Source organism: Porphyromonas sp. COT-108 OH1349 (assembly GCF_000768755.1).
Lineage (GTDB): Bacteria > Bacteroidota > Bacteroidia > Bacteroidales > Porphyromonadaceae > Porphyromonas_A > Porphyromonas_A canoris.
Genome location: NZ_JRAH01000042.1, coordinates 21,557 through 45,136 on the forward strand (window position 1 = coordinate 21,557; position 23,580 = coordinate 45,136).

The following is a 23,580-nucleotide window of genomic DNA, read 5'->3' on the forward strand; positions in this document are numbered from 1 at the left end:
TCCTCCTCTGGTTAGGCATAAAGGATGGGTAGAAAGAAAAATCGCAGCAAGCTAAACACTTGCTGCGATTTTTCTATTTATGTTGGAATCTAATGCTTATTTAAACTTCTTCAAAATCCGCATCCGTAACATCTCCTTCCTGATTTGCATCACCACCACCGGCATTAGCAGATGAAGCGTTGGGATTAGGTTGAGGACCTCCGGCTTGAGTACCTTGCTGACCATACATTTGTTGGCTCGCTTCTTGGAAGATGGCATTGAGCTTATCCATTGCAGCATCAAGTCCGGCAATGTCTTGAGCTTTGTGCTTCTCCTTGAGGTCGGTAAGAGCAGTCTCTATTTCGCTCTTCTTGTCGGCAGGGAGCTTATCGCCAAGATCCTTGAGGCTCTTCTCTATTTGGAAGATCATGCTGTCTGCTTGGTTCAGCTTGTCTATGCGCTCACGCTCTTTTTGGTCTGCTTCTGCATTTGCCGCAGCTTCGTCCTTCATGCGTTGGATCTCTTCTTCCGAAAGACCGGTGGATGCTTCGATGCGGATAGCTTGCTCTTTGCCGGTAGCCTTATCTTTTGCACTTACGTTCACGATACCATTGGCGTCGATGTCGAATGTTACTTCGATTTGAGGCACACCACGTGGTGCAGGAGGAATACCATCGAGAGAGAAACGACCGAGTGTTTTATTGTCTCTCGCCATAGAACGTTCTCCTTGAAGCACGTGGATGTCTACGGATGGCTGATTGTCCGCAGCAGTAGAGAATACTTGGCTCTTCTTCGCAGGGATAGTGGTGTTGGCATCTATAAGCCTTGTCATCACTCCGCCAAGTGTTTCGATACCGAGAGATAGAGGAGTAACGTCTAATAGAAGTACATCTTTCACATCTCCGCTAAGTACACCGCCTTGTATGGCAGCACCAAGAGCCACCACTTCGTCCGGATTCACTCCCTTGGATGGAGCTTTGCCGAAGATCTTTTGTACAATCTCCTGAATAGCCGGAACACGAGTGGAACCACCCACCAAGATTACTTCGTCGATGTCCGAAGCCTTGAGCCCTGCATCGGACAATGCTTTCTGACAAGGAGCCACACAGGCTTGGATGTACTTGTCTGCCAGCTGTTCAAACTTTGCTCTGGTCAATGTACGCACCAAGTGTTTGGGAATACCGTTTACCGGCATAATATATGGAAGGTTTATCTCTGTAGATGCAGAAGAAGATAGCTCTATCTTTGCCTTTTCCGCTGCTTCCTTAAGACGTTGAAGCGCCATAGGATCTTCGCTAAGAGTCAATCCTTCGTCCTTGCGGAACTCATCTACAAGCCATTCGATGATAACGTGGTCGAAGTCATCACCACCCAAGTGTGTATCACCATTTGTTGAGAGTACTTCAAAGACGCCATCACCCAATTCGAGGATAGAGATATCGAACGTACCACCACCAAGGTCGAATACAGCGATCTTCTTATCTGTTGTACTCTTATCCAAGCCATAAGCAAGAGCTGCGGCAGTAGGTTCGTTCACGATACGCTCTACTTTAAGACCTGCAATCTCGCCTGCTTCTTTTGTTGCTTGACGTTGAGCATCCGAGAAGTATGCCGGAACAGTTACCACTGCAGATGTTACCTCTTCTCCAAGATAATCTTCCGCCGTCTTCTTCATCTTCTGAAGAATCATCGCAGAAATCTCTTGAGGAGAGTAAAGACGACCGTTAATATCTACGCGGCAAGAGTCGTTATCTCCCTTAACAACCTTATAAGGAAGCTTGCTTGCTTCGTTTGCCATGTGTCCGAATGTCTCTCCCATAAGTCTCTTAATAGAGAATATGGTATTTTGAGGATTCGTGATAGCTTGACGCTTAGCAGGATCTCCCACCTTACGTTCTCCGTTTTCCACGAATGCCACTACTGAAGGTGTTGTTCTTTTACCTTCGCTATTTGCAATTACTACCGGCTCGTTACCTTCCATTACAGATACGCAGCTGTTGGTAGTACCTAAGTCAATTCCGATTATTTTTCCCATTATATATAATTGTTTTTAGTTTGTTCGTTCATTTCGGAAAGCTCTCTTTCGAGCATTCCACACAATAAAATTCAAACGGTGTGCCAACAGATTAAAGCTGGCAGAGTACACTGACAAGAGCTTAACTCTGGCAGAATGTATGACAGACATCTATGACACCTCTTGGATAGCATAGCAGATAACGTGCCAAATATGACTAAAAAAAGACTCCCACCTCTAAAAGAGGCAGGAGTCCTTGAGTATTTTGGTAGATGAAAGTGTTTCTTACTTCACCTTATCTACGATAGCCTTGAATGCTTCCGGATGATTCATTGCAAGATCTGCAAGAACCTTACGGTTGATCTCTATACCGTTTGCATGAAGAGCACCCATAAACTTAGAGTAGCTCATACCTTCTTGACGAACAGCTGCATTGATACGTTGGATCCAAAGAGCACGGAAGTTACGTTTTTTGTTCTTACGGTCTCTGTAAGCGTATGTAAGACCCTTTTCCCAAGTGTTCTTAGCAACGGTCCAAACATTCTTACGGGCTCCGTAATAGCCACGAGTGAGCTTCAAAATTCTTTTTCTCTTCGCTCTTGAAGCAACATGATTGACTGATCTAGCCATAGTTTAAAATTGTTTTGTGAGACTTAGCGGATTATGGAATCTCTTACTCCTTTGCTGGGCTAAGTGCTCTGTTAAAAAAATCTGTACAAATACTACTTTCAGGAGCCTCTGTTATCTGAGGTTAAGCATTCTCTTCACGCTGGCTTCGTCCACTTTGTGAACAAGACCTGTAGCGGTAAGATGACGTTTTTGCTTAGTTGTCTTCTTAGTCAGGATATGACTCTTAAAAGCGTGTTTGCGCTTGATTTTACCTGTTCCGGTAAGGGTAAACCTTTTCTTCGCACCGGAGTTAGTCTTCAATTTAGGCATTTTCGTACGTTTGTATTGTTTGTTAAACATAATGTTGTTGCGCAGCCATAAGCGCAATCAACACTTAAAATATATGAATTATCGAGTCAAGAGCTTTGCAGCTGCTTTACTTTTTAGTCTTCTTAGGAGAGAACATCATGATCATTCTCTTACCTTCCAACTTGGGTAGCTGGTCTACTTTAGCGTATTCCTCCAAGTCGTTTGCAAACTTAAGCAGAAGCATCTCTCCCTGATCCTGGAAAAGGATGGATCGTCCACGGAAAAAGACGTAAGCCTTAACCTTTGCACCATCTTCGAGGAATCCTATCGCATGCTTGAGCTTGAAGTTATAATCATGCTCGTCTGTCTGAGGTCCGAAGCGAATCTCCTTCACCACAACCTTTACAGATTTTGCTTTCTGCTCCTTCAGTTTCTTTCTTTGCTGATAAAGAAACTTCTGGTAATCCATTATTCTACACACCGGAGGCTCACCATTAGGAGAAATCTCCACGAGATCCAAGCCCTGTTCCTCTGCCATTGCAAGAGCTTTCTGAGTAGGATAGATACCTTGCTCTACATTATCTCCTACGAGACGAACCTCTTTTACACGGATCTTCTCATTTAATCTATGCTGATCCTTATCGTCTTTCTTGTTGTTTATCGCCATTCAGTACTTTTTTCTGTTGCCGGTGAATATGGGTGTGTATGTTATAATGTATATGTATAATCAAAATAGGGATTAAGTCTGCCATGCATTAAGCATAGACTCAACCTCTTCGTTCAAATTCTTCGCAAAGGTAGTAAATTCTTCCGAACCTTTATCACCTTCACCTTGCTTTCTTACAGATACCGTATTGGTTTCCATCTCTTTTTCTCCTACGATAAGCAGGTAAGGGATGCGTTTAAGCTCGTTATCCCGGATCTTTTTGCCGATTTTCTCATTTCTGTCATCCACCGAAGAACGAATATCTTGAGAAGCAAAGTAGCGAGAAACATTATAAGCATAGTCGTTATACTTTTCGCTGATAGGCAGGATAACCACCTGATCCGGTGTGAGCCATAGAGGGAACTTTCCGGCAGTGTGCTCAATAAGCACTGCCACAAAACGCTCCATAGATCCGAATGGCGCTCTGTGAATCATCACAGGGCGGTGTTTCTTGTTATCCTCTCCGGTATATTCGAGGTCGAAGCGTTCCGGGAGGTTATAATCCACCTGAATGGTACCGAGCTGCCAACGGCGACCAAGGGCATCCTTCACCATGAAGTCAAGCTTAGGTCCATAGAATGCCGCTTCTCCATATTCTATTACGGCACTCAAACCTTTCTCCTGACAAGCTTCTATGATCGCTGTTTCTGCTTTTTCCCAGTTTTCCTCGCTTCCGATATATTTACTTCTGTCCTCTTTGCTTCTGAGCGATATTTGCGCTTCAAAGTTTTCAAAGTTGAGAGCTTTGAAGATGATGAAGATAATATCCACGACCTTCAAGAACTCTTCCTTCAGCTGATCGGGACGGCAGAAGATGTGCGCATCATCTTGGGTAAACCCTCTTACACGGGTAAGACCGTGAAGCTCTCCGCTCTGTTCATAACGATAAACCGTACCGAACTCTGCCAAACGCACCGGAAGATCTCTATACGAACGAGGCTTCACCTTGTACATCTCGCAGTGGTGAGGGCAGTTCATCGGCTTAAGCATGAACTCTTCTCCCTCTTGAGGCGTAAGGATAGGGCGGAAAGCATCTTCCTTATACTTCTCATAGTGTCCGGAAGTAACGTATAGAGCCTTGTTGCCGATATGCGGAGTCATCACCTGATCATAACCATAACGCTTTTGGATCTTCTTCAAGAAGTCTTCGAGCGAAAGGCGAAGCTGTGTACCTCTCGGCAGCCACAAGGGAAGACCGGCACCCACATTTTGTGAGAAAGCAAAGAGTTCCAACTCCTTACCGATGCGTCTGTGGTCTCTCTTTTTGGCTTCTTCCAGAAGAACGAGATACTCATCGAGCATCTTCTTCTTAGGGAAAGTGATACCATATATACGTGTGAGCTGCTTGCGCTTTTCGTCTCCACGCCAGTATGCACCCGCAATGGAGAGCAGCTTTATAGCCTTTATGGGCGATGTGTCTCTCAGGTGAGGACCGCGACAAAGATCGGTAAATCCTCCCTGTGTATATGTTGTGATGGTACCGTCTTCGAGGTCTGTTATAAGCTCTATCTTATATTCGTCTCCTTTTTGGTTCCAGTACTCCAAAGCGTCCGACTTGCTTATGGCACGTCTTTGCAAGGGGCATCCTTGAGATGCCAACTCTTTCATCTTGTTCTCTATTGCAGCCAGATCGGAGTCTTTTATCACTCTGTCACCAAGATCCACATCGTAATAGAAACCGTTCTCGATGGCCGGACCAATACCGAACTTCACTCCCGGATAAAGCTCTTGCAATGCTTCCGCCATGAGGTGAGCACTGGTGTGCCAGAACGCATGCTTGCCTTCTTTATCCTCCCACTTGTGAAGAATGATGGAAGCATCCTCCGTAATGGGCGTGGCGAGGTCGGAATTTTTACCATTTATAGACGCCGAAAGGACATCTCCGGCCAATCTGGAGCTGATAGACTCCGCTATTTGAAGAGGAGTGATACCGGACTCGAACTCTCTTTGAGAGCCATCGGGGAAAGTTATCTTTATTTGAGACATAAGTTCCTATTGAATCTATTTTTTGATCTAAATATTGTGCAAAGATACTTCTTTTAGTGTATAAATAAAAGAATGAACCTGTTATATTCTTTGAAGCAAACTTTGACTGCCGCAAAGCAAGCCGTGAGTTTTTGCGGAGCAAGCCACGAGTTCTGCAAAGCAGGTCATGAGTTTTGCAAATCGAGCCGTGAATTATGGAAAACAAAGCTCGGTTTTGACCTTTTATCCCGTTTGGAGCAACCTCTTTTAAGGTTTAGAGAATGTTCTGAACGGCTTCGGAGAAAAAATCTTTCGGGAGAAAAGATCCGGGCAGACACCTGAAAAAGAAAGAGGATGCGCCTTGATGAAAGACGCATCCTCTCTTATTCTTCGGGTCTAAACGGATGTTTAGAACGATAGCTGCTCTATGTACTTGTCTATATCTTGAGCATCTTGAGAAGCGTAGTACTTTTCCTTGATGGTTTTGTAGCATTCCAAAGCCTTGTCATTCTGACCAAGATGCTTGTAAACGGTTGCCGCTTTCTTCAAATATATCGGAGAGATCAGCTCGTTATCGGCGCTCTTTGCTGCTTTTTCAAAGTAGCCGATGGCTTCCTGATACTTGTCTTGCTCCACATAGCAGTCTCCGATAAGACCGACCAAAGCAGGTGCCACCATAGTATCCGAGGAGTCGAACTTCTTCAAATGCTCTTCAGCCTTTGCATAGTCTCCGAGCTTGTAGTAGCAGATACCTGCATAAGCATGAGCCACATTGCCTGAAGGCGTACCATCATACTTTTTGATTACGTCCAAGAAACCCATGATGTCTGCACCGTTACCGTTAAGAGCGAGCTGGAAAGAGTCTTTGGCGAAATAGTTTTCCGCAACGAAGATGCTCTTTTCTGCATTCTTCTCATGGGGTTGTTTGTACAGATACTTGTATCCCAAAATGAGCCCCACCAAAGCTACTGCTGCTATGATGACAAAGACAATAGCTTTCTTGTTTTCGTCTAAAAATTTCTCCGAACGGGTTATAGCTTCCGCTGTAGTCTCTCCTAACGAAGAGTGTTGTTTCTGATCCTTCATTTTTAGTCTCGTAATCTAAATGTGACTTTTAAGTTTATGCTCAAAAAATTAGAGAATAATTCATTCCGCCCACAAAAGTACAAAATAAAGTTGAATACCCTGATACCACCATCTTAATTTTGTAGCGGATAGAGAGCGGAAAGAAAGCAGAGCAAACGGACAGGTTTACTTTTGAGACAGTTTTTTCTGCCACTCCCAAGCGCTCAGAAGAGTCTCAGCCAACTCTTTTTCTGCCCGCCATCCCAATACTTCGTTGGCATGTTTGGGATCTGCCCAGACCTTTTCTATATCTCCTTCTCTTCGTCCTACAATCTTGTACGGAAGAGCCACGCCGGTAGCTTCTTGAAAGGTATGCACCAGCTCCAGAACGCTGACGCCTCGTCCCGTTCCGATGTTAAAGACTTCCATCTGCTCGCCTTTATCGCTCTTGAGCATACGATCCATGGCGATGACGTGCGCTTTGGCAAGGTCTACCACATTGATATAGTCTCTAATGCAAGAGCCGTCCGGTGTGTCGTAATCATCCCCGAAGACACTCAGTTCGGCACGGATACCGGCTGCGGTTTGCGTGATGTAAGGGACAAGATTTTGGGGTACGCCGATGGGGAGCTCGCCTATCTTGGCAGACGGATGAGCACCTATCGGATTGAAGTAGCGCAGCAGAATAGCTTTGTAAGGCGCACCGGAGTAGATGGTGTCGCGTATGATCTCTTCGTTGATCTGCTTCGTGTTGCCATACGGAGAGAGAGCCGGCTTTGTGGGAGCCGCTTCCGTGACGGGAAGTATATCCGGCTGCCCGTAGACGGTGCAGGATGAAGAGAAGACGATACCCTTGACATGATGCTCGGACATCAGCTCCAGCAGGTTCAGTAGTGTTACTATATTGTTACGGTAATAGAGCAGTGGTTTCTGCACAGACTCCCCTACCGCCTTGCTTGCAGCGAAATGAATAATACCCTCTATACCCGGATGAGAAGAGAAGATGCGGCTTAGCCCCTCTTTATCGTTGCAGTCCAACTCATAAAACAACGGACGCACACCCGATATGGACTCTATCCCGTCTATCACTTCTTTATTGGAATTGGAAAGGTTATCCACGATAATGACATCATATCCGGCTGCTTGAAGCTCCACGGTGGTATGAGAACCGATATAACCGGTACCGCCGGTTACCAAAATTGTTTTCTTATTCATATCTAATTCTTTGGGTTTTTGCTCTCGCAAATTTAAGAAACTTTCTGCAATATAACGGCTCCGATTTTACCCTTAATGCACAGACAAAAAGAGAGGAACAAAATACCGATTTATAGCTATTGTGTAGAAAGAAAGGTATGTATAGTTTTGCACAAAAATTCAGAAGTAGAATATTCTATGCTCTGTTCTGTATAAAGCAATGAATCGCATCATCTTTACCCTCTTGGGTATATTCATATACTCTGCCTCCTTTGCACAGCAAGGGAAGAAGCGCAACGCCGACGACTACCGGGAGATCGAGGAAGTAGTGGTAACGGCAACCCGTACTCCGAAAAAGATATCTAACTCCCCTGTGATGACGCAGGTGATCACCGCCAAACAGATAGAGTCCAGAGGTCTTACGGACATTAAATCTCTTCTATCGCAAGAGGTACCGGGGCTTACGTTCAATGAGGTCGGCTTCGGAACAAGCATCAATATGCAAGGGCTTAGTGGCAAACACATCCTTTTCCTTATAGATGGAGAGCGTATGGCAGGAGAGAGTGGCAATAATATAGACTACCAGCGGATCAATCTGAACAATATAGAAAGGATAGAGATTGTCCAAGGTGCCGGGTCTGCCATCTATGGTACGCAGGCAATGGGAGGCGTCATCAATATCATCACGAAAAAGCCCAAAGATCGTTTTCGACTCTCACTGGACACGAAGTGGAGCCCGGCTTATCAGACGAACTATCCCTCGATAGAAGCAGGCGATAAATACGCTCTCTTCAAACGAAATGCCGATGCACCCAACCTGAACGGCTCGTTGACCGCATCCTACCGCCATAGCAAGTGGAGTACACAGACCACACTGACGCATCGGAGTGCGGACGCTTACGCTCTCCATGACAGCGAAGGGCTCAAAAAACATTTCAAGAAACAGGATCTCACCATCACGCTGCCGGTAAGCACTTCCCCGACCAATGTCTCCGGCTTCCGTACCAACAGCGTACGTGAAGTGTTGACATTCACTCCGAACAAAAGGCTCTCCCTCTCCGCTACGGGCACTCTGTACGAGATGAGCAAGTATGATCTCAATCCGGACAACCTTTACGAATACAACACGGACATCACCGGAAGCATCTCCGGAACATATACATTTGATAATAAGGGAATGCTCAAGCTCACGCTTTCGGGTGATCAGTACAACAAGTACAAGAAGTTCGAGCTGATAAAAGGACGCAAAGACCTCATCTACAGACACCGTTTGGTGCAGCCGCGCCTCTCGTATGTCCGGAAGATCGGAGAGCATCACGAGCTGAGCCTTGGCGCAGAATACTTCGACGAGATGCTTTACACGGATAAGTTTACCAATGTCGGCTACTCCGCCCGAAGCCAGCACAGCGCATCTCTTTACGTTCAAGAGGACTGGCAGATCACTCCCCGCTTTGGCATTATAGCCGGGCTGAGAGGAGATTATCACAACGCTTACGGCTTCAATCTTGCACCCAAAGCGGCAGCCATATATAAGCTGATGCCGGTAACGCTCCGCTTCAATTACGGCGCAGGATACCGATCGCCGAGTATCAAAGAGCTGCACATGAACTGGGATCATCTCGGTATGTTCATGATCTATGGCAACTCCGCACTTCGACCGGAGCGCAACCACTACTTCTCTCTCTCTTCCGAGTATGTCTCCGGACGCTTCTATGCACTGATCTCCGGCTACTACAACAGCTTTTCCAACAAGATCGAGGGCATTTGGCGGAACAATCAGAAAGAACTTCATTACAACAACATCGAGTCTTCTCTCCTTGCCGGACTGCAGGCACAGATACGCTTCAATCCGTTTGTGAACGGGCTTCATCTCCACGCTTCTGCCAACTATCTCCACCCCACAAAGAACAAAAGTCTCCAGCTCAACACACAAAGCACTCTGTCCGGAACGCTTCGTGCCGAGTACGATCGCTCATGGGGAAAGAGCGGCATCAACATCAACCTTTCCGGTTCGTATATCGGCAAAAAGGAGTTTGACGTCCAAGAAGATCTCGAACAAAACGGTACCACGACAACGGAATACTACACGACAATCATTCCGGCGTACTCCCTCTGGCACGTTTCCCTCTCCTATCGCCACGACAAAGTAGGTCAGATAACGCTCGGAGTGGACAACATATTCGACTACCACGCAGGTATCGTCAGCTTCAATTCATACACGGGGATCGGGCGAAACGCTTTTGTATCTCTGCATCTCAAGATATAGTCTGCCCCCGTTTTACTTCAAACACAACTTATATACTTATCACTTATGAACAGAACAATCTTTATCTCGCTCGTCATACTGGCAGCGCTATCACTGACATCGTGCGGAAAAAAGCCCGGAGAAGCTCCATCTCCCGATGCTTCTGCAAAAGAGTACACACAGAGCAAACCTACCGAGTTTCAAGGAGAATGGATCTACTTCTCTTTTGCTACGGGCAAAGAAGTGGGAGGCGTTACAGAGTCCAACTATCAAGAGCGTTCAGACTGGGATATAGCGTTCAACTCCTTCTTCTTCCGTACGAACAGCGGTAAGTCCGGCAAAGGGAAAGGTGGCGCACTCAAGACAGACAAGCAGAATCTTGCCGATGTCAAAGAAGCACCGATCACAGGATACGGCATAGACGAAGACTACGTTGCTCTCGGCTACAATGGTAAAGTGATCGAACACAAAACCACGGCAAACGTTGTGCTGAGCGGCATCTCCAAGATCCAGCTCCAACCAAGAGTAGACATCCGACTCGGTGAGGCAATCAGGTTCCAAGGACCTCCTCCCACTTATACACCCAACGAAAACATCTTCATCATCCGCACGGCGGACGGCAAGTATGCCAAAGTAAAGTTCGTCAGCTACTCCAATGCAGAAGGCAGACCGGGATACATCAGCTTCAAATATGTCTACCAAGCCGATGGCAGTACGAAACTGAACTAACTTCCATTATCTGGAATACAGACTATCCGCATCGCTACGGATAGACAAGCAGAAGAAGCCGTAAATCTATCTTTACGGCTTCTTATTTTTTGACGACAGACAAAACTCACTTATAGTCTACAGAAAAAAAACTTTGGATTAGTAAGAAAATAAATTTCCGTGGCCAAGAAAAAATTTTTCATGGGCATGGAAAAAAATTTTCATGCGGACAGAAATATTTTTTCGTATATGCAGAAAAATATTTTTGCATATGCAGAAATTTATTTTCGTATATGCAAAAATTTATTGGTGTGCGGACGGAAATAAATTGGCGTGCGGACGAGAGTGTGCGATGACGGGATGGGGGGATTATTCTTCTTGCAACTCTTCTATTCCGGCAAAGTAGAGTGATGAGATTTCATCAAAGAAAAAGCCGGCAAGCTCCTCTTTCACGGAGAAAGTCCATTGGTATCCGGAGAGAGAGCTTTCGGTATCTGCCGTCTCGGCAGAATAGGTCTTCGCCACACGCATGATGGTGTTGATGTCATCGAATCCGAAAGAGACTTTGTAGCGTCTGGCGAGGTCTATGGTGATGATTTCGGATGCCGCTATCGCCAGAGCGGCTGCTTCTTTGTAGGCTACGATGAGTCCGCCCGTCCCCAGCTTTATCCCCCCGAAGTAGCGAACAACGGCAACGAGGATATTGGTCAGCTCGGCGGAGTGTATCTGTCCCAAGATGGGCTTTCCGGCTGTGGAGGATGGTTCTCCGTCGTCGTTGGCTCTCTCTTGTCGCGTTCTCGTCCCCACGACATAAGCCCAGCAGACATGGCGAGCATCGAAATACTCTTTTCGCAACTTTGCCACCTCCTCCAGTGCTTCTTCCGGAGAGGCTACGGGGATGGCGAAGGAGATGAATTTGCTTCGCTTCTCGGTCAGGGCGCTTTGGGAGCGTTGAAGGATGGTCTTATATGCGGTCATTGCCGGTGAAGTATGGATAAGAGTTCGTTTCGCCAGTCGGCTCCGTTGTGGGGCATGATCGTTCGGAAGCCAAACTTTTTCCCCATCTCCACGTTTGCCTCTCCGTCGTCCACAAAGAGGGTTTTCTCCGGATCCATTCCGGAAATATCTATGGCTGCCTGAAAGATTTCGGCTTCCGGCTTGCACAGATTCATGTGATAGGAGCAAAAGGTCTTGTGGAAAAATCCTTCGAGCTTCCTTCTGTCGGGCAGGAAGGAGTTGCTATTACACCAATTGTAGATGAAAGGATTATTATTGCTGAGGAGATAAAGGTTGTAGTGAGGCAGAAGATGCTGCTCTATAAACTCAAACTTATAGGCTTGCGCTTCGCGGACAAAGCCGAGCAGGCAGTGCTCTATATCGTTATAGGTGTAGCTGCGCCCGTATCTCTGCGACAACGCCCGGACAAACTCGTAGGCGGAGAGCGTCCCTCGTTCAAGGTCGAGGAAAAGTCCGCTCTGCTTGTAGGGGTTAAGAAATTGGCGTGCATCATACACGCCAATCTCTTGAAATCTTTTTATGCTCTCCTCAATATCAAGATGGAGCAGGACGCCACCGAGATCAAGGACAATGTTTTCTATTTTCATCCGCAATGAGATTACTTCTTAAGCCATCTGTCGAACCAAGACCGGAAGCTTCTGTAGAACAACATTCCGTTTTGAGGCTTCAATATCCAGTGTGTTTCGTCCGGATACAACAACATCTCGGTAGGTATTCCTCTCATGCGTGCGGCATCGAAAGCCTGCATGCCTTGGGAAGCAAGGATGCGGAAGTCGTACTCCCCGTGACAGATGAAGATAGGAGTGTCCCACTCGCCCACAAAGCGGTGAGGAGAGGTGGCAAATGTTTTCTGTGCGGTGGCATTGCTCTTATCCCAGTATGGACCGCCCATATCCCAGTTGGCAAAGAACTTCTCTTCCGTTTCGAGATACTGCGCCTCAAGATTGAAGATACCGGCGTGCGCGAAGAACGCTTTGAAGCGTTTGTTGTGATGTCCGGCAAGCCAATAAGTGGAGAATCCGCCGTAACTTGCGCCCGTACATCCCAAACGATCTTTATCTATATAAGGAAGGGTGGCGGCATGGTCAATGGCAGCAAGGTAGTCTTTCATGTTCTGACCACCATAATCTCCGCTGATCTGTTCGAGCCACTCCTTGCCAAAAGATGGTAAGCCTCTGCGGTTCGGTGCCACAATGACATATCCGAAAGAAGAGAATGTATTGAGGTTCCAACGATAACTCCAGAACTGGCTCACCGTACTCTGAGGACCTCCCTGACAGTAAAGAATAGCAGGATACTTCTTATTAGGATCGAAGAACGGAGGCTTCACGAACCATGTGAGCATCTTCTTACCATCCGTAGTGTCTATCCATACCTTCTCCACTTGAGCCATCTCTATACCGGCAAGCACGGCATCATTTTCTGTGGTGAGCTTTGTGAGCTTGCCCAATCCTCTATTCTTCTTGGTTTTCTTTGCAGGAAGCTCCACGCGGAAGAGATCCGTAGGGTGAGTGAAAGACTGAATACCGGTAACGAAGGTACGACCATTGCCTGAGAATGCCGTTACATCGTGTACGCCTTCGGTTATGGCCTCTATCTTGTCTGTGGCAAGATCTATCTCGTAGATATTGGTAAGAGCTTCTATGGTAGCGACAAAGCGAATCTTCTTTCCATCGGGTAGCCAAACGAACTGATCTACATGGTGTTCAAAATCGGGAGCATGGTGCTTCTTCATCTGGGTCTTAAAATCCATCACAAACAGACGCTTAATATCCGCCTCATAACCATCGCGCTCCATGCTGACCCAAGCAATGGACTGACCATCCGGAGAAAACATAGGATTGGTATCGTAGCCCATCATTCCTTCCGAAAGATTTACCGTAGTGGCTGTCTCTGTATCGAAAAGATAGATGTCTGTATTTGTGCTTACAGCATACTCCAATCCGACTTTCTTGCGGCAAGAGTAAGCCAAGTATTTGCCTTCATTAGACCAAGCGAACTGCTCGATTCCGGCATGAGGTTTGGTAGGAGCCTCGAACCACTCATCCGCTCTAAGTACAGGTTGGACATCTCTGGCAATCTTATTGGAGCCGGCTTCTACCTTCGCAACAAATGGTTTCGGTATGGAGACCTTCCACTCGTCCCAATGCTTATACATAAGATCAGTATAGATCTTTCCGGTAATCTTATCAAGGTCTTTGTTTCTGTCTTTTGCTATATTGGGCAACTCCACATCTCTTACCACCACAACCTTTTCACGATTGGGAGAGAAAAGAAATCCGGTAACATCAAAGTCGAAACTTGAGAGCTGTACGGATGTCTTATTTACTGTGTGATAGAGCCATATCTGAGAGAAGTCTCCCGCCTTTGCAACATAAGCAATCTCCGTATCCGATAAGAATGTAGCCTGAGAAGCTTTCTTGTCCGTACCTAAAATTACCTCCGGAGCACCTTTGCCATCAAGACGCGCCAATACCACTTCGGAAAGAATCTTATTGTCCTTGATATTGGGCATGGATCGGCTATAAAGATACATCTGACCATTGGGAGAGAGTGTAGGTGCCGAAATACGAGTAAGTGAAAGTAAAACTTCCGGAGTCATTGCTTTCTTCTCCGTAGAAGCACCGGGAGTAGCTGCTGTTGCGGATCCGCTCCCGAATCCGATAGCAGCACAGAGGCATGCCATAAAGAATGTTTTTTTCATGTAGAATGTCTGTTGCTTATTTATACTTATTCTTAAATCCTCAATTAAAAGGAGCCATAAAATAGAGATCTCGTAAAGAAATGAAACAAAACCTCTTTTTTATTCCTCCGCTAAAGTACTAATAATATATCAGCCCTACAAAAGAACCTCTGCCATACCAAACAAGCAGTTATGGCAGAGCACAGAAAAAATGAAAGCCACACGTCTGTTGTGTAGCTTTCACTCTATATCGTAGCCCTAATAGACAAAATATAAATACTCCGATCGCTATCCTATTAAGGGGCTATACGCTCCAATGTCCACTCTCCTCTTTCATCTTGTACGTAAAGAAAACGATCATGCAGACGACTCTCACGCCCTTGCCAAAACTCTATCCTGTGTGGAACAACTTGATAGCCCCCCCACGAATCCGGTCTTGGAACTTCTCGTCCGGTATATTTGAGAGACTCTTTCATAAACTCCGTCATGATAAATGTACGAGATGGTATAGGTCTGCTCTGAGGAGAGATACGAGCTCCGACTCTGCTCTTATATGGACGAGTACGGAAGTAAGCATCCGAAACTTCCGAAGGAACCTTGGTGCAGACGCCCTCTATATGTATCTGACGTTCGAACTGATGCCATAGAAATGTAAGCGACACATAGGGATTTGCAGCTATTTGCTCCCCTTTTCGGCTCTCATAATTGGTGTAAAAAATAAACTTCCCATTCAAGATTTCTTTCAAAAGTACTGTCCGGGAAGAAGGATGACCATCAGGAGTTGCCGTCGTTACGATTACCGCCGTAGGTTCTATTGCTTGCTTTTCAACGGCCTCCTTTATCCACTCATCCACTTTTACAAGCGGATCTTTCGGCATATCCTTTCTATCAAGACTTCCGGCCTTGAAGTCTCGACGGATATCCTGTAGTTCTAAGCTCATAATGTATTATTAGTTAAAAATAGAAAGGTTCTAACAAGTGATGCTTTGTATGCTCTGCTCATGAAGTGCAAGTCCTCCTTCGGATGTTTCACGATAGATACTGGGAAGATCCTTACCTGTCTGCTTCATGACGGAAACGACCTGATCAAAAGAAACCCGGTGAGTACCATCGGAAAAGTTGGCATAAGTATTGGCATCCAAAGCACGAGCAGCTGCAAAAGCATTACGTTCAATACAAGGTATCTGTACAAGTCCGCAAACGGGATCACATGTCAACCCCAGATGGTGTTCGAGTCCCATCTCTGCGGCATACTCTATCTGTTTGAGTGTTCCTCCAAAAAGCTGATTCGCTGCTGCCGCCGCCATACTGCAAGCAACCCCGACCTCTCCCTGACATCCGACCTCTGCTCCGGAGATAGAAGCATTTGTACGTGCAACGTTACCAAATAACCCTGCAGTAGCCAATGCTCTATGAATACGCTTTGGAGTGAAAGAACGAGAAGTAGATAGGTGATAAAGCACTGCCGGCAATACACCACAAGAACCACAAGTAGGGGCTGTAACTATACGGCCTCCCGCTGCATTCTCTTCCGAAACAGCAAGGGCATAAGAGTAAACCAATCCTCTACTCTGCACATTACTGCCATATCCTTTGGCTCGAATCATATAATCCCCTGCTTTTCGACGCAGATTCAATCCGCCGGGAAGAATACCCACTTCATCAAGCCCTCTTTCCACTGCCTCCTTCATTACCTTCCACACTTCGTCCAAATGCTCCCAGATCTCAGGACCTTCGTACTTCTCCACATACTCCCAATAATGAAGGCTGTTGGCCTTACAATAGTCCATAATCTCCGTAATAGTATTGTGCGGATAAACTTCCTGGGATGTCCGTTCGTCAAACTCTTCATTGGCAAGAGAACCACCGCCTACACTAAAAACCAACCACTCCTTGATAAGGATGTTTTCTGCATCAAAAGCTTCAAACCGAATCCCATTGGGATGGAAGTCCAACTCTGTCTTAGGTTCCCATACAATGATCGTAGGAGCTATAGGACGCAGTACATCGAGAACCGCAACATCTGTCATGTGACCAACACCCGTAGCAGCAAGACTCCCATACAACGTTGTGCGGAAAGATGCTACTGTCTCAGGCAGATCCTGTATGAAGATCTCTGCGGCTCTTTTAGGTCCCATGGTATGACTTGAAGATGGGCCATTGCCTATCTTATATATCTGTTTGATAGATTCCATAAATACTTTTTCTACTCCGGAAAGAAATTTTATCTACACACGACTTTTTTTACCGAACAAAGATACCAATAAAGTATTATTGATAATCATATCAGATACTATTTAAGGTCGTCTCCGGAGAACGTAAAAGGGAGAAGCATTCTGTTATCTTCCAAGACAACACTTTTATCTTTTCCTGCAAGAATAACCTTGTACGGTTTATTGTAGCGATAAGAGACCTCTACCATGACCTGCCTACATGCTCCACATGGAGATATGGATGGTACTACCTCTCCACCGTGAATGGCTATGATAGCCAAGGCCTCTACGGAAGCATCCGGATATTGTGCATTTGCATAGAAGAGAGTTGTCCGCTCAGCACATATCCCGGATGGATAAGCTGCATTCTCCTGATTGGATCCGGCAACAATCGCCCCATTGGAAAGAAGAACGGCAGCCCCGACATGAAATCCGGAGTAAGGAGCATAAGCTTTTTCCGCAGCCTCTTGGGCTTTAGCTACAAGAGCCTGCTCCGTGTCCGACAACTTGTCATTAGAACGCAGATAGTATGGTATAGTAATTTGTTTCTGATTCATAACTTAAGTTTTTGTAACTTCTAAGATACGAAAAAGCTACTTTACAACGGAAAAATTCACGTTGTAAAGTAGCTTTTGGGATTGCTCTAAAAATATATACTATAAGCTGATCTGACGTAGTAGGATCCGAAGATTGCCCATACTCGTACTGCAAAACGCACGAAGAAGAGAGCCTCTCTTACTCTTCTACGCTTCTAAGCTTCTGAACATATCTGGCCTTTTCCATCTGTTTTCTCTTAGTTACAGAAGGTTTAGTAAAAGCCTGACGTGCTCTAAGCTCGCGAACGGCACCAGTACGTTCAAATTTTCTCTTGAACTTCTTTAGGGCTTTCTCTATGTTCTCGCCCTCTTTCAATTGTACTACAATCATGATTTGTGTATATAGCTATTATTTTATTATTGTATCCAAACTTGATTTAATGGAAAGGAGAGCAAGCTCTACTTTGGTGTGCAAAGATACTAAGAACTTTGCATATAAGCAAGATAGGGAATAAAGAGCTACTTTTATGTTACTTCACTTTGCTCGCTATCCATTCATTAATCGCTGCTACAAGCAGGCTATTTTCTTCAGAGGAGCGTGTACTTACCCCTATAAACTGATTGCTCAAGCCACAAACATCATCCGTTGTCCGAATATTGATATTGCGATGCTCTGCAAGGAAACGTGCCAGTTCTCTTCCGTCTCCGACATTCAGCTTGATCAAGAAGTAAGGAGTATTTGATGGTAAAACCTCTATCTCCGGTATTGCTGCAAGAGTAGAGCGAAACTCCTCCGCATTGCGCAACCACTTTCTCAAAGGAATAACAAACTGAGCCGGATGCACAAAAATATACTTCCCTGCCTCTTGTGCAATAGTGCTTATACTATAAGAAGCCACTTGCTTCTGCAACACCTTTCCAATGCCTTCCGGAGCAACAATATAAGCTAAGCGAAGTCCGGGTAGATTGTAACTTTTGGATACAGAAGAGAACATGATCATATTGCTCCTCTTGCCCATATCCGATGGCTTTAATGGATCGTCCAAGACATAATTTCCATAGGTAATATTAAAGATAAAAGTTACATTGGGGTGGCTATCCACCATATCCAAAATATCTTTTCTCCTGTACTGCTTACCGGAAACCGTGTTCGGATTTGCCATCCAGCAGAGATCTATTCCCGTAAAGTCCAACTCGGACAAACTATTGATCTCACCCGAAAGAACTATCTCGTGATTACTTGCCTCGCATCCCTCTATAAGCTTACCACCGCAAGGCGTAACAAAGAGAGATTTCTTTCGATCGAATATACGAGCTATCACATTAACAGCAGTGAAAGTTCCTGCCGTAATGATCAGATTTCCATCCTTGAGTTCATAGCGACGGGCCAACAGACGACGAAGCGACTTGGCATCCCTTTCCGGATAAGAAGATATTATATCTATCTGTTCTATCAGATGGCTTTTAAGCTTATCCAACGTGGCTCCATACCATACATTGGTACCGAAATCCATCGGTTGCTTTTGTTCAAGTCTTGCAGCTGTTGTTCTCATATCTTTACTGGTGTTGTGGGGTATATTTATATCCGTTTCCAAGTACAAAGTTACCAAAGAATTTACAGAAAGAAAGTCCAAATGGCTTTTGCCCTCTTTACAATTTGCAAAGGTTATGTCCCATACGCTCTTTCTTTGTGATCATATACTGATAGTTGTACTTGTTGGGCGTTACCTCTATGGGCACATTCTCTACTACTTCGAGCCCGTAGGCTTCAAGTCCGATGCGCTTTACGGGATTGTTAGACATGAGTCTCATCTTCTGTACACCCAACAGATGTAGCATACTTGCTCCCACTCCATAGTCTCTCTCATCAGCATTGAAGCCCAGATGTAAATTTGCATCTACTGTATCCAAGCCCTCTTCTTGCAATTTATAGGCTTCTATCTTAGCCATCAGACCTATTCCACGTCCTTCCTGATTCAAGTAGATTACCACACCTCGTCCTTCTTCTTCTATCTTTCTTAATGCGGAGTGAAGCTGTTCTCCACACTCACAGCGCATAGATCCGAAGATATCCCCTGTTGCACAAGAAGAGTGAACACGAACCAGCACCGGCTCTCCGTCTGCAATATCTCCCTTGATGATGGCTATATGCTCCAATCCGTTTGATTTCTGTTTGAATGGGACTATTGTAAAGTCTCCATACAGCGTCGGAAGATGGGCGGAGGCTCCTTTCTCCACTATCGAGTCGTAGCGGAGACGATATTGAATAAGATCTTTGATGGTAATGATATTGAGCTCAAACTGCTTGGCGATCTCTATCAACTGTGGCAGACGAGCCATGGTACCATCATCATTGATCACTTCTATAAGACACGCCACCGGTTCAAGACCTGCAAGTTTACAGAGATCTACCGAAGCCTCTGTGTGTCCTGCACGACGAAGTACTCCCTTTTCCTTTGCCTTCAGAGGACTTATATGTCCCGGTCTTGCAAGCATATTGGGTGTAGTCGCAGGATCGGCAAGAGCCAGTATCGTCATTGCTCTATCATACATGGATACACCCGTGGTACACCCCTTACCTATCAAGTCCACCGTCACAGTAAATGGGGTTTCGTGCAGAGAAGTATTATCCTGCACCTGCATAGGGAGCTGAAGTTGCGCAGCCCTGGTTTCGGATATTGGAGCACACAATACACCGCGACCATATCGCATCATAAAGTTGATGATTTCAGGAGTAACCTTTTCTGCCGCTATCACAAAGTCGCCTTCATTTTCGCGGTCTTCATCATCCACAACGATAACAATTTTACCCTGTTTTATATCTTCAATCGCCTGTTCTACACTGGCAAGTTGGAATTCCATAGCTTTTCTTTCCGAGTTATTTATATGTTTAATATGTTATATGTCCGTTTTTACGCTTCTCTACCGGCATATTCCCGAAGCGATGTCAGTGTTACCTGCATCTGCTTGAGCGATTTACGAAGTTGTCGAGTACGTATATAGTAATATCCGAAAACCATTAGCCCCAAAGGAAGAAGTATCATCAATAATTTATTGAGCCATCCAAACCTTGACTGAGGCAAGAACGCTATTGTCGAGAGCAAGGGTACTTCTGCCAGTTTGGATACCAACAGCAGATCCCGGCTATTAGCCAAATACTCCACAAGCTGCTCTGTACGCATCACAAGATTTCGTCTGGACTTCTGCGCATCTTTGTCCAAGAAGAGAGCCCGATAGCTAAGAAGCGGAGCTTCCTGCTCTTGCTTTACCAAGCGATCGAGATCATCTATTTCAGCCATAGCTCTGCTCTTCTCCACATCGACCATGGTAACTTCTTTGAACTCTACCTTACGAGCCGTAGCCGATCCGAATAGCTTCTTAACAAAGAGTATATACGCATCCACATTCAGTTTGGAAGAGTCTTTGGTCGCAATGTAGCTCAGCCAAATGCCTATCGGTATCAACACCATTGTCGGAAGCCAAATACCGAACCACACCATCCACTTTCCGTCACGTCCCATTCTGTATCCGATGGAATCCATGATAAAGTAAAAGATAAAAAAGAGCACTGCTATGATGGATGGAGTACCGAGTCCGCCCTTACGAATGATCGCACCAAGCGGGGCCCCGATAAAGAAGAAGACGATACAGGCAATAGGTATGGTCAGTTTCTTATGCCACTCTATTAGATTTCGTCTGTACACACGGCTCTGATCCTCCACTATCGTCTGATCGAATGCAATGGACTCTCTGTTCGAGCTGAGCGACTCACGAGCTTGAGATATTATGAAAAGACGTTTCTCAAGATCTGCCTTCTCTAATTTCTTATATACATTGAACGTTTCTTTCTCCTCATCCGAAAGTTTGGCATATCTGTTTTCGGGATTTGCCAAGACGATCTCCGAGGTATTTTCAGAGGCATTCGAGACCTCTTTTTTCTGCTGGTCCGTACCGCTGAGATCAGGCATTTCGGGATAGACAACCCCTTGCTCCATTTGCGAAGCAGCCGTATCCGTAGCTGTATCCGAACCTGCAGCGATGCTGTCCTCGTTGAAGCCCTCGGCATAAGAAGCGGCAAGAAACTCTTCTTCCGTTTGGATGATGTCCGAACCCTCTTCCGGCTTATCAAAGACCCGGCTCGGAGTACGCACGGTCCGTTCCGAAGCAAATGTCTTCAGATAAGACTTATTGAGCATCAGCGTTGCCACCTCTGCCTGAAGAGAGTCCACCACAAATCTCATGGAGTCCGTATAGTGTCCGAGCTGTTGAATATTCTTTCCGACAAACTGGGATGAAATCACGTCTTGATCCATCAAGCTAAAAGAGGCATCATATGCAGAGACAAGATCTTTCTGTTCAAAAGTTTCCCGACGATACGGAACAAGCTCTCCATAAGGGTCGGATGCGTGTCCTCGGAGATTCTCAAAAGACTCACCGCTATACAGTCTCATCACCAGTTTATTGCTCTCTGCATAGGAGAAGAGACGTGCAGAGTCCGCCAGAATAATGCGTGCATCCGAATGTCCTTGCGAAAAATCGTAGATGATCACATCCCTTAGCATCTTTTTCTGGACATCTTTCTTCTTGACGTAGATGCTCATACGCGGAATACGGCTGTAAAACGAACCTTCTGGGATTTCAAGCTCCGGAGCTTTGTTACTCGCCGAAAAGTAAAGGGTATAAAACTTAACCTGACTCTTGATCAGCCAGTCGTTCTGAAACGTATAGCTTCCTATTGCCAGCAGAACCACCACCACAAAGACCGGCTGCATTACCTTATAGAGCGGAATCCCGGCTGTCTTTATTGCCAAAAGTTCCAGCTTCTCGCCCAGACTGCCGAAGGTCATCAGCGAAGCGAGCAGCACCGCTAGAAAGAGTGCTTGCGGAACCACCGATACGGCAGCATAGAGGATCAGTTCGAATAGCAAAAATCCGTCTATTCCCTTGCCCACAACATCCTCCACGATACTCCAAAGAGCCCGCATCACCACTACGAACCATGCGATGAGAAAGTTCATAGCCAAGAGCGGGAAAAACTTTTGAAGCGTATATACGTAAAGCCTTTTTGTTCCTAACATCTATGTTGTAAGCCGTCTGTGTATGAGTGTTTCGTTCTTTGCCCAAAGCCTTATCCCGGCTTTAGACATCTGCAAAGATAGGGATATTTACCGATAATGAACCCCATCCTTCTCCGGCAGTTACGAGACACTCTCTGTATGGCGATCTGTCGCAGGCTTACAGGGATTTTGAAGTAGGATCGCAAGGCATCATGGTGCGCAAAGCGTAACTCCAAGGCGGTGCGAGGGAAAAAGAGGTAATAGCAGACGGAGAAGATAATCCTTCTGAAGGAAACGATAGAAGAGCGGAAAGCAGATGCAGGAGCATCGCTTTCTGCTCTTTTTTTTGTGGAGGCTTTTGCGTCTGAATCTGTTCAGAAAGTAGAACAAACAGGTTTAGAACTTTGGTTGAACCCTTTCGGAGATCTAAAGCAGGGCGCGATTATCGGACATTGAGGTTTGATTGGTCGAGAACAAGGCGCGAGTTGCAGCACTCAAGCGATGAATTGTGTCAGTCAAGGCATGATTTCAGACAGCAAAACTATTCAGAGGAAGTTTTATAAGCGTTTATCTCAAGTTGTTTCAGTATTCGATATATGATTTCTCTGTTATGCGTTTTGTTCAATTAGATTATTAAATGAGAAAACAATAAAATGAGTTGTTATGAAAAAAGTACTATTTCTATTATTGGTTGCATCCTTATCCATGGCAGGATGCAAGAAAGATCCCAAAGAGCCTGCAAAAGCTCCCACGGTGGCAACCGGCTCTGTTTCCAACATCACCACAANCACAACAAGTTTCGAGTGCGAGGGGAATGTCTCCGCAGATGGCGGAGCGGCGGTTACGGATCGTGGCGTCTGCTATGCCATGAGTTCGTCTCCCACTATTTCCAACGATAAAGTCTCCGGAGGCTCCGGGACCGGCAGCTTCAAGGTAAGCATCGGCAACCTTACTCCGGGCAAGGTCTACCATGCTCGTGCGTACGCAACCAATTCCGCCGGTACGGCTTACGGTCAGGCGGTGAAAGTAACCCTGGTGAAGGTGGTGGAAGGCATCGCTGTATCTCCCACGGAAAAGAGCGTGGTAGAGGGCGAGAAGTTCAAGATTCAGGTAACGTTCTCACCTGCGGATGTTCCGAACAAGGCTGTAACGTGGAGTTCGGACAAGTCGGAGGTGGCATCCGTTGACAGCAACGGAGAGGTAACCACGCATAAGGAAGGCAGTGCCACCATTACTGCTACATCCGTGGATGGCGGTAAGACAGCCTCCTGCCGGGTAAC

Annotated in this window: 20 protein-coding genes; 3 read left to right on the plus strand and 17 right to left on the minus strand. The window is 45.8% G+C overall.

Annotated features, from left to right (window positions below; all coding sequences use genetic code 11):
- Positions 1-100: 100 nt before the first annotated feature.
- From dnaK to galE, 7 genes are all read right to left on the minus strand, one after another.
- Positions 101-2,014, minus strand: a complete 1,914-nt coding sequence (gene dnaK / locus JT26_RS09900; protein WP_036849396.1) for a molecular chaperone DnaK — start codon at positions 2,012-2,014, stop codon at positions 101-103.
- 264 nt (positions 2,015-2,278) lie between these two features.
- Complete coding sequence (rplT, locus tag JT26_RS09905) at positions 2,279-2,623, minus strand: 50S ribosomal protein L20 (protein ID WP_036788510.1); 345 nt, start codon at positions 2,621-2,623, stop codon at positions 2,279-2,281.
- 111 nt (positions 2,624-2,734) lie between these two features.
- Positions 2,735-2,932 (minus strand): 50S ribosomal protein L35, encoded by a 198-nt coding sequence (gene rpmI / locus JT26_RS09910; protein ID WP_036789010.1) that lies wholly within the window; start codon positions 2,930-2,932, stop codon positions 2,735-2,737.
- Positions 2,933-3,038: 106 nt separating this feature from the next.
- Complete coding sequence (gene infC, locus JT26_RS09915) at positions 3,039-3,578, minus strand: translation initiation factor IF-3 (protein ID WP_036788507.1); 540 nt, start codon at positions 3,576-3,578, stop codon at positions 3,039-3,041.
- A gap of 72 nt (positions 3,579-3,650) precedes the next feature.
- Entirely contained in the window at positions 3,651-5,603 is a 1,953-nt protein-coding gene (thrS, locus tag JT26_RS09920; protein ID WP_036849399.1) for a threonine--tRNA ligase, read from the minus strand.
- A 387-nt stretch (positions 5,604-5,990) separates the two neighbouring features.
- A complete protein-coding gene (locus JT26_RS09930) occupies positions 5,991-6,668 on the minus strand; it encodes a tetratricopeptide repeat protein (protein ID WP_036849403.1) in 678 nt (225 codons plus the stop codon).
- A 165-nt stretch (positions 6,669-6,833) separates the two neighbouring features.
- The gene (gene galE, locus JT26_RS09935; RefSeq protein ID WP_036849406.1) at positions 6,834-7,862 is read right to left on the minus strand and encodes a UDP-glucose 4-epimerase GalE; all 1,029 of its coding nucleotides are present in this window, start codon (positions 7,860-7,862) and stop codon (positions 6,834-6,836) included.
- A 199-nt stretch (positions 7,863-8,061) separates the two neighbouring features.
- Between galE and JT26_RS09940 the strand changes: the two genes are divergently transcribed.
- Positions 8,062-10,107: a TonB-dependent siderophore receptor gene (locus tag JT26_RS09940; RefSeq protein ID WP_036849408.1), complete on the plus strand. Its 2,046-nt coding sequence runs from the start codon at positions 8,062-8,064 to the stop codon at positions 10,105-10,107.
- A 45-nt stretch (positions 10,108-10,152) separates the two neighbouring features.
- Positions 10,153-10,815, plus strand: a complete 663-nt coding sequence (locus JT26_RS09945) for an HmuY family protein (protein ID WP_036849410.1) — start codon at positions 10,153-10,155, stop codon at positions 10,813-10,815.
- Between the two features lie 348 nt (positions 10,816-11,163).
- Here the strand turns inward: JT26_RS09945 and JT26_RS09950 are convergent, their stop codons facing one another.
- The 10 genes from JT26_RS09950 to JT26_RS10325 all read right to left on the minus strand — a co-directional run bounded on the left by JT26_RS09950 (position 11,164) and on the right by JT26_RS10325 (position 22,321).
- Positions 11,164-11,772 (minus strand): YigZ family protein, encoded by a 609-nt coding sequence (locus tag JT26_RS09950; protein WP_036849413.1) that lies wholly within the window; start codon positions 11,770-11,772, stop codon positions 11,164-11,166.
- Entirely contained in the window at positions 11,769-12,398 is a 630-nt protein-coding gene (locus JT26_RS10545) for an HAD family phosphatase (RefSeq protein WP_081964502.1), read from the minus strand. The genes JT26_RS09950 and JT26_RS10545 overlap by 4 nt, the downstream gene beginning before the upstream one ends.
- An 11-nt stretch (positions 12,399-12,409) precedes the next feature.
- On the minus strand, positions 12,410-14,515 hold the full coding sequence (locus JT26_RS09960) for a S9 family peptidase (RefSeq protein WP_081966446.1): 2,106 nt from the start codon (positions 14,513-14,515) through the stop codon (positions 12,410-12,412).
- A 275-nt stretch (positions 14,516-14,790) separates the two neighbouring features.
- The gene (gene pdxH, locus JT26_RS09965; protein ID WP_036849415.1) at positions 14,791-15,435 is read right to left on the minus strand and encodes a pyridoxamine 5'-phosphate oxidase; all 645 of its coding nucleotides are present in this window, start codon (positions 15,433-15,435) and stop codon (positions 14,791-14,793) included.
- Between the two features lie 30 nt (positions 15,436-15,465).
- Positions 15,466-16,689: an L-serine ammonia-lyase gene (locus tag JT26_RS09970; RefSeq protein WP_036849418.1), complete on the minus strand. Its 1,224-nt coding sequence runs from the start codon at positions 16,687-16,689 to the stop codon at positions 15,466-15,468.
- Between the two features lie 98 nt (positions 16,690-16,787).
- On the minus strand, positions 16,788-17,264 hold the full coding sequence (gene cdd, locus JT26_RS09975) for a cytidine deaminase (RefSeq protein ID WP_036849421.1): 477 nt from the start codon (positions 17,262-17,264) through the stop codon (positions 16,788-16,790).
- 178 nt (positions 17,265-17,442) lie between these two features.
- Positions 17,443-17,634 carry a 30S ribosomal protein S21 gene (gene rpsU / locus JT26_RS09980; protein WP_036788479.1) on the minus strand — a complete coding sequence of 64 codons (192 nt, stop codon included), beginning with the start codon at positions 17,632-17,634 and terminating at the stop codon, positions 17,443-17,445.
- 139 nt (positions 17,635-17,773) lie between these two features.
- Complete coding sequence (locus tag JT26_RS09985) at positions 17,774-18,796, minus strand: aminotransferase class I/II-fold pyridoxal phosphate-dependent enzyme (RefSeq protein WP_036849444.1); 1,023 nt, start codon at positions 18,794-18,796, stop codon at positions 17,774-17,776.
- A gap of 97 nt (positions 18,797-18,893) precedes the next feature.
- Entirely contained in the window at positions 18,894-20,105 is a 1,212-nt protein-coding gene (locus JT26_RS09990; RefSeq protein ID WP_036849424.1) for a bifunctional 3,4-dihydroxy-2-butanone-4-phosphate synthase/GTP cyclohydrolase II, read from the minus strand.
- A gap of 50 nt (positions 20,106-20,155) precedes the next feature.
- A complete protein-coding gene (locus JT26_RS10325; protein ID WP_052110516.1) occupies positions 20,156-22,321 on the minus strand; it encodes an LptF/LptG family permease in 2,166 nt (721 codons plus the stop codon).
- Positions 22,322-22,963: 642 nt separating this feature from the next.
- Between JT26_RS10325 and JT26_RS10000 the strand changes: the two genes are divergently transcribed.
- On the plus strand, positions 22,964-23,580 hold a 617-nt coding region (locus JT26_RS10000; protein WP_200879752.1), incomplete at its 3' end, for an Ig-like domain-containing protein.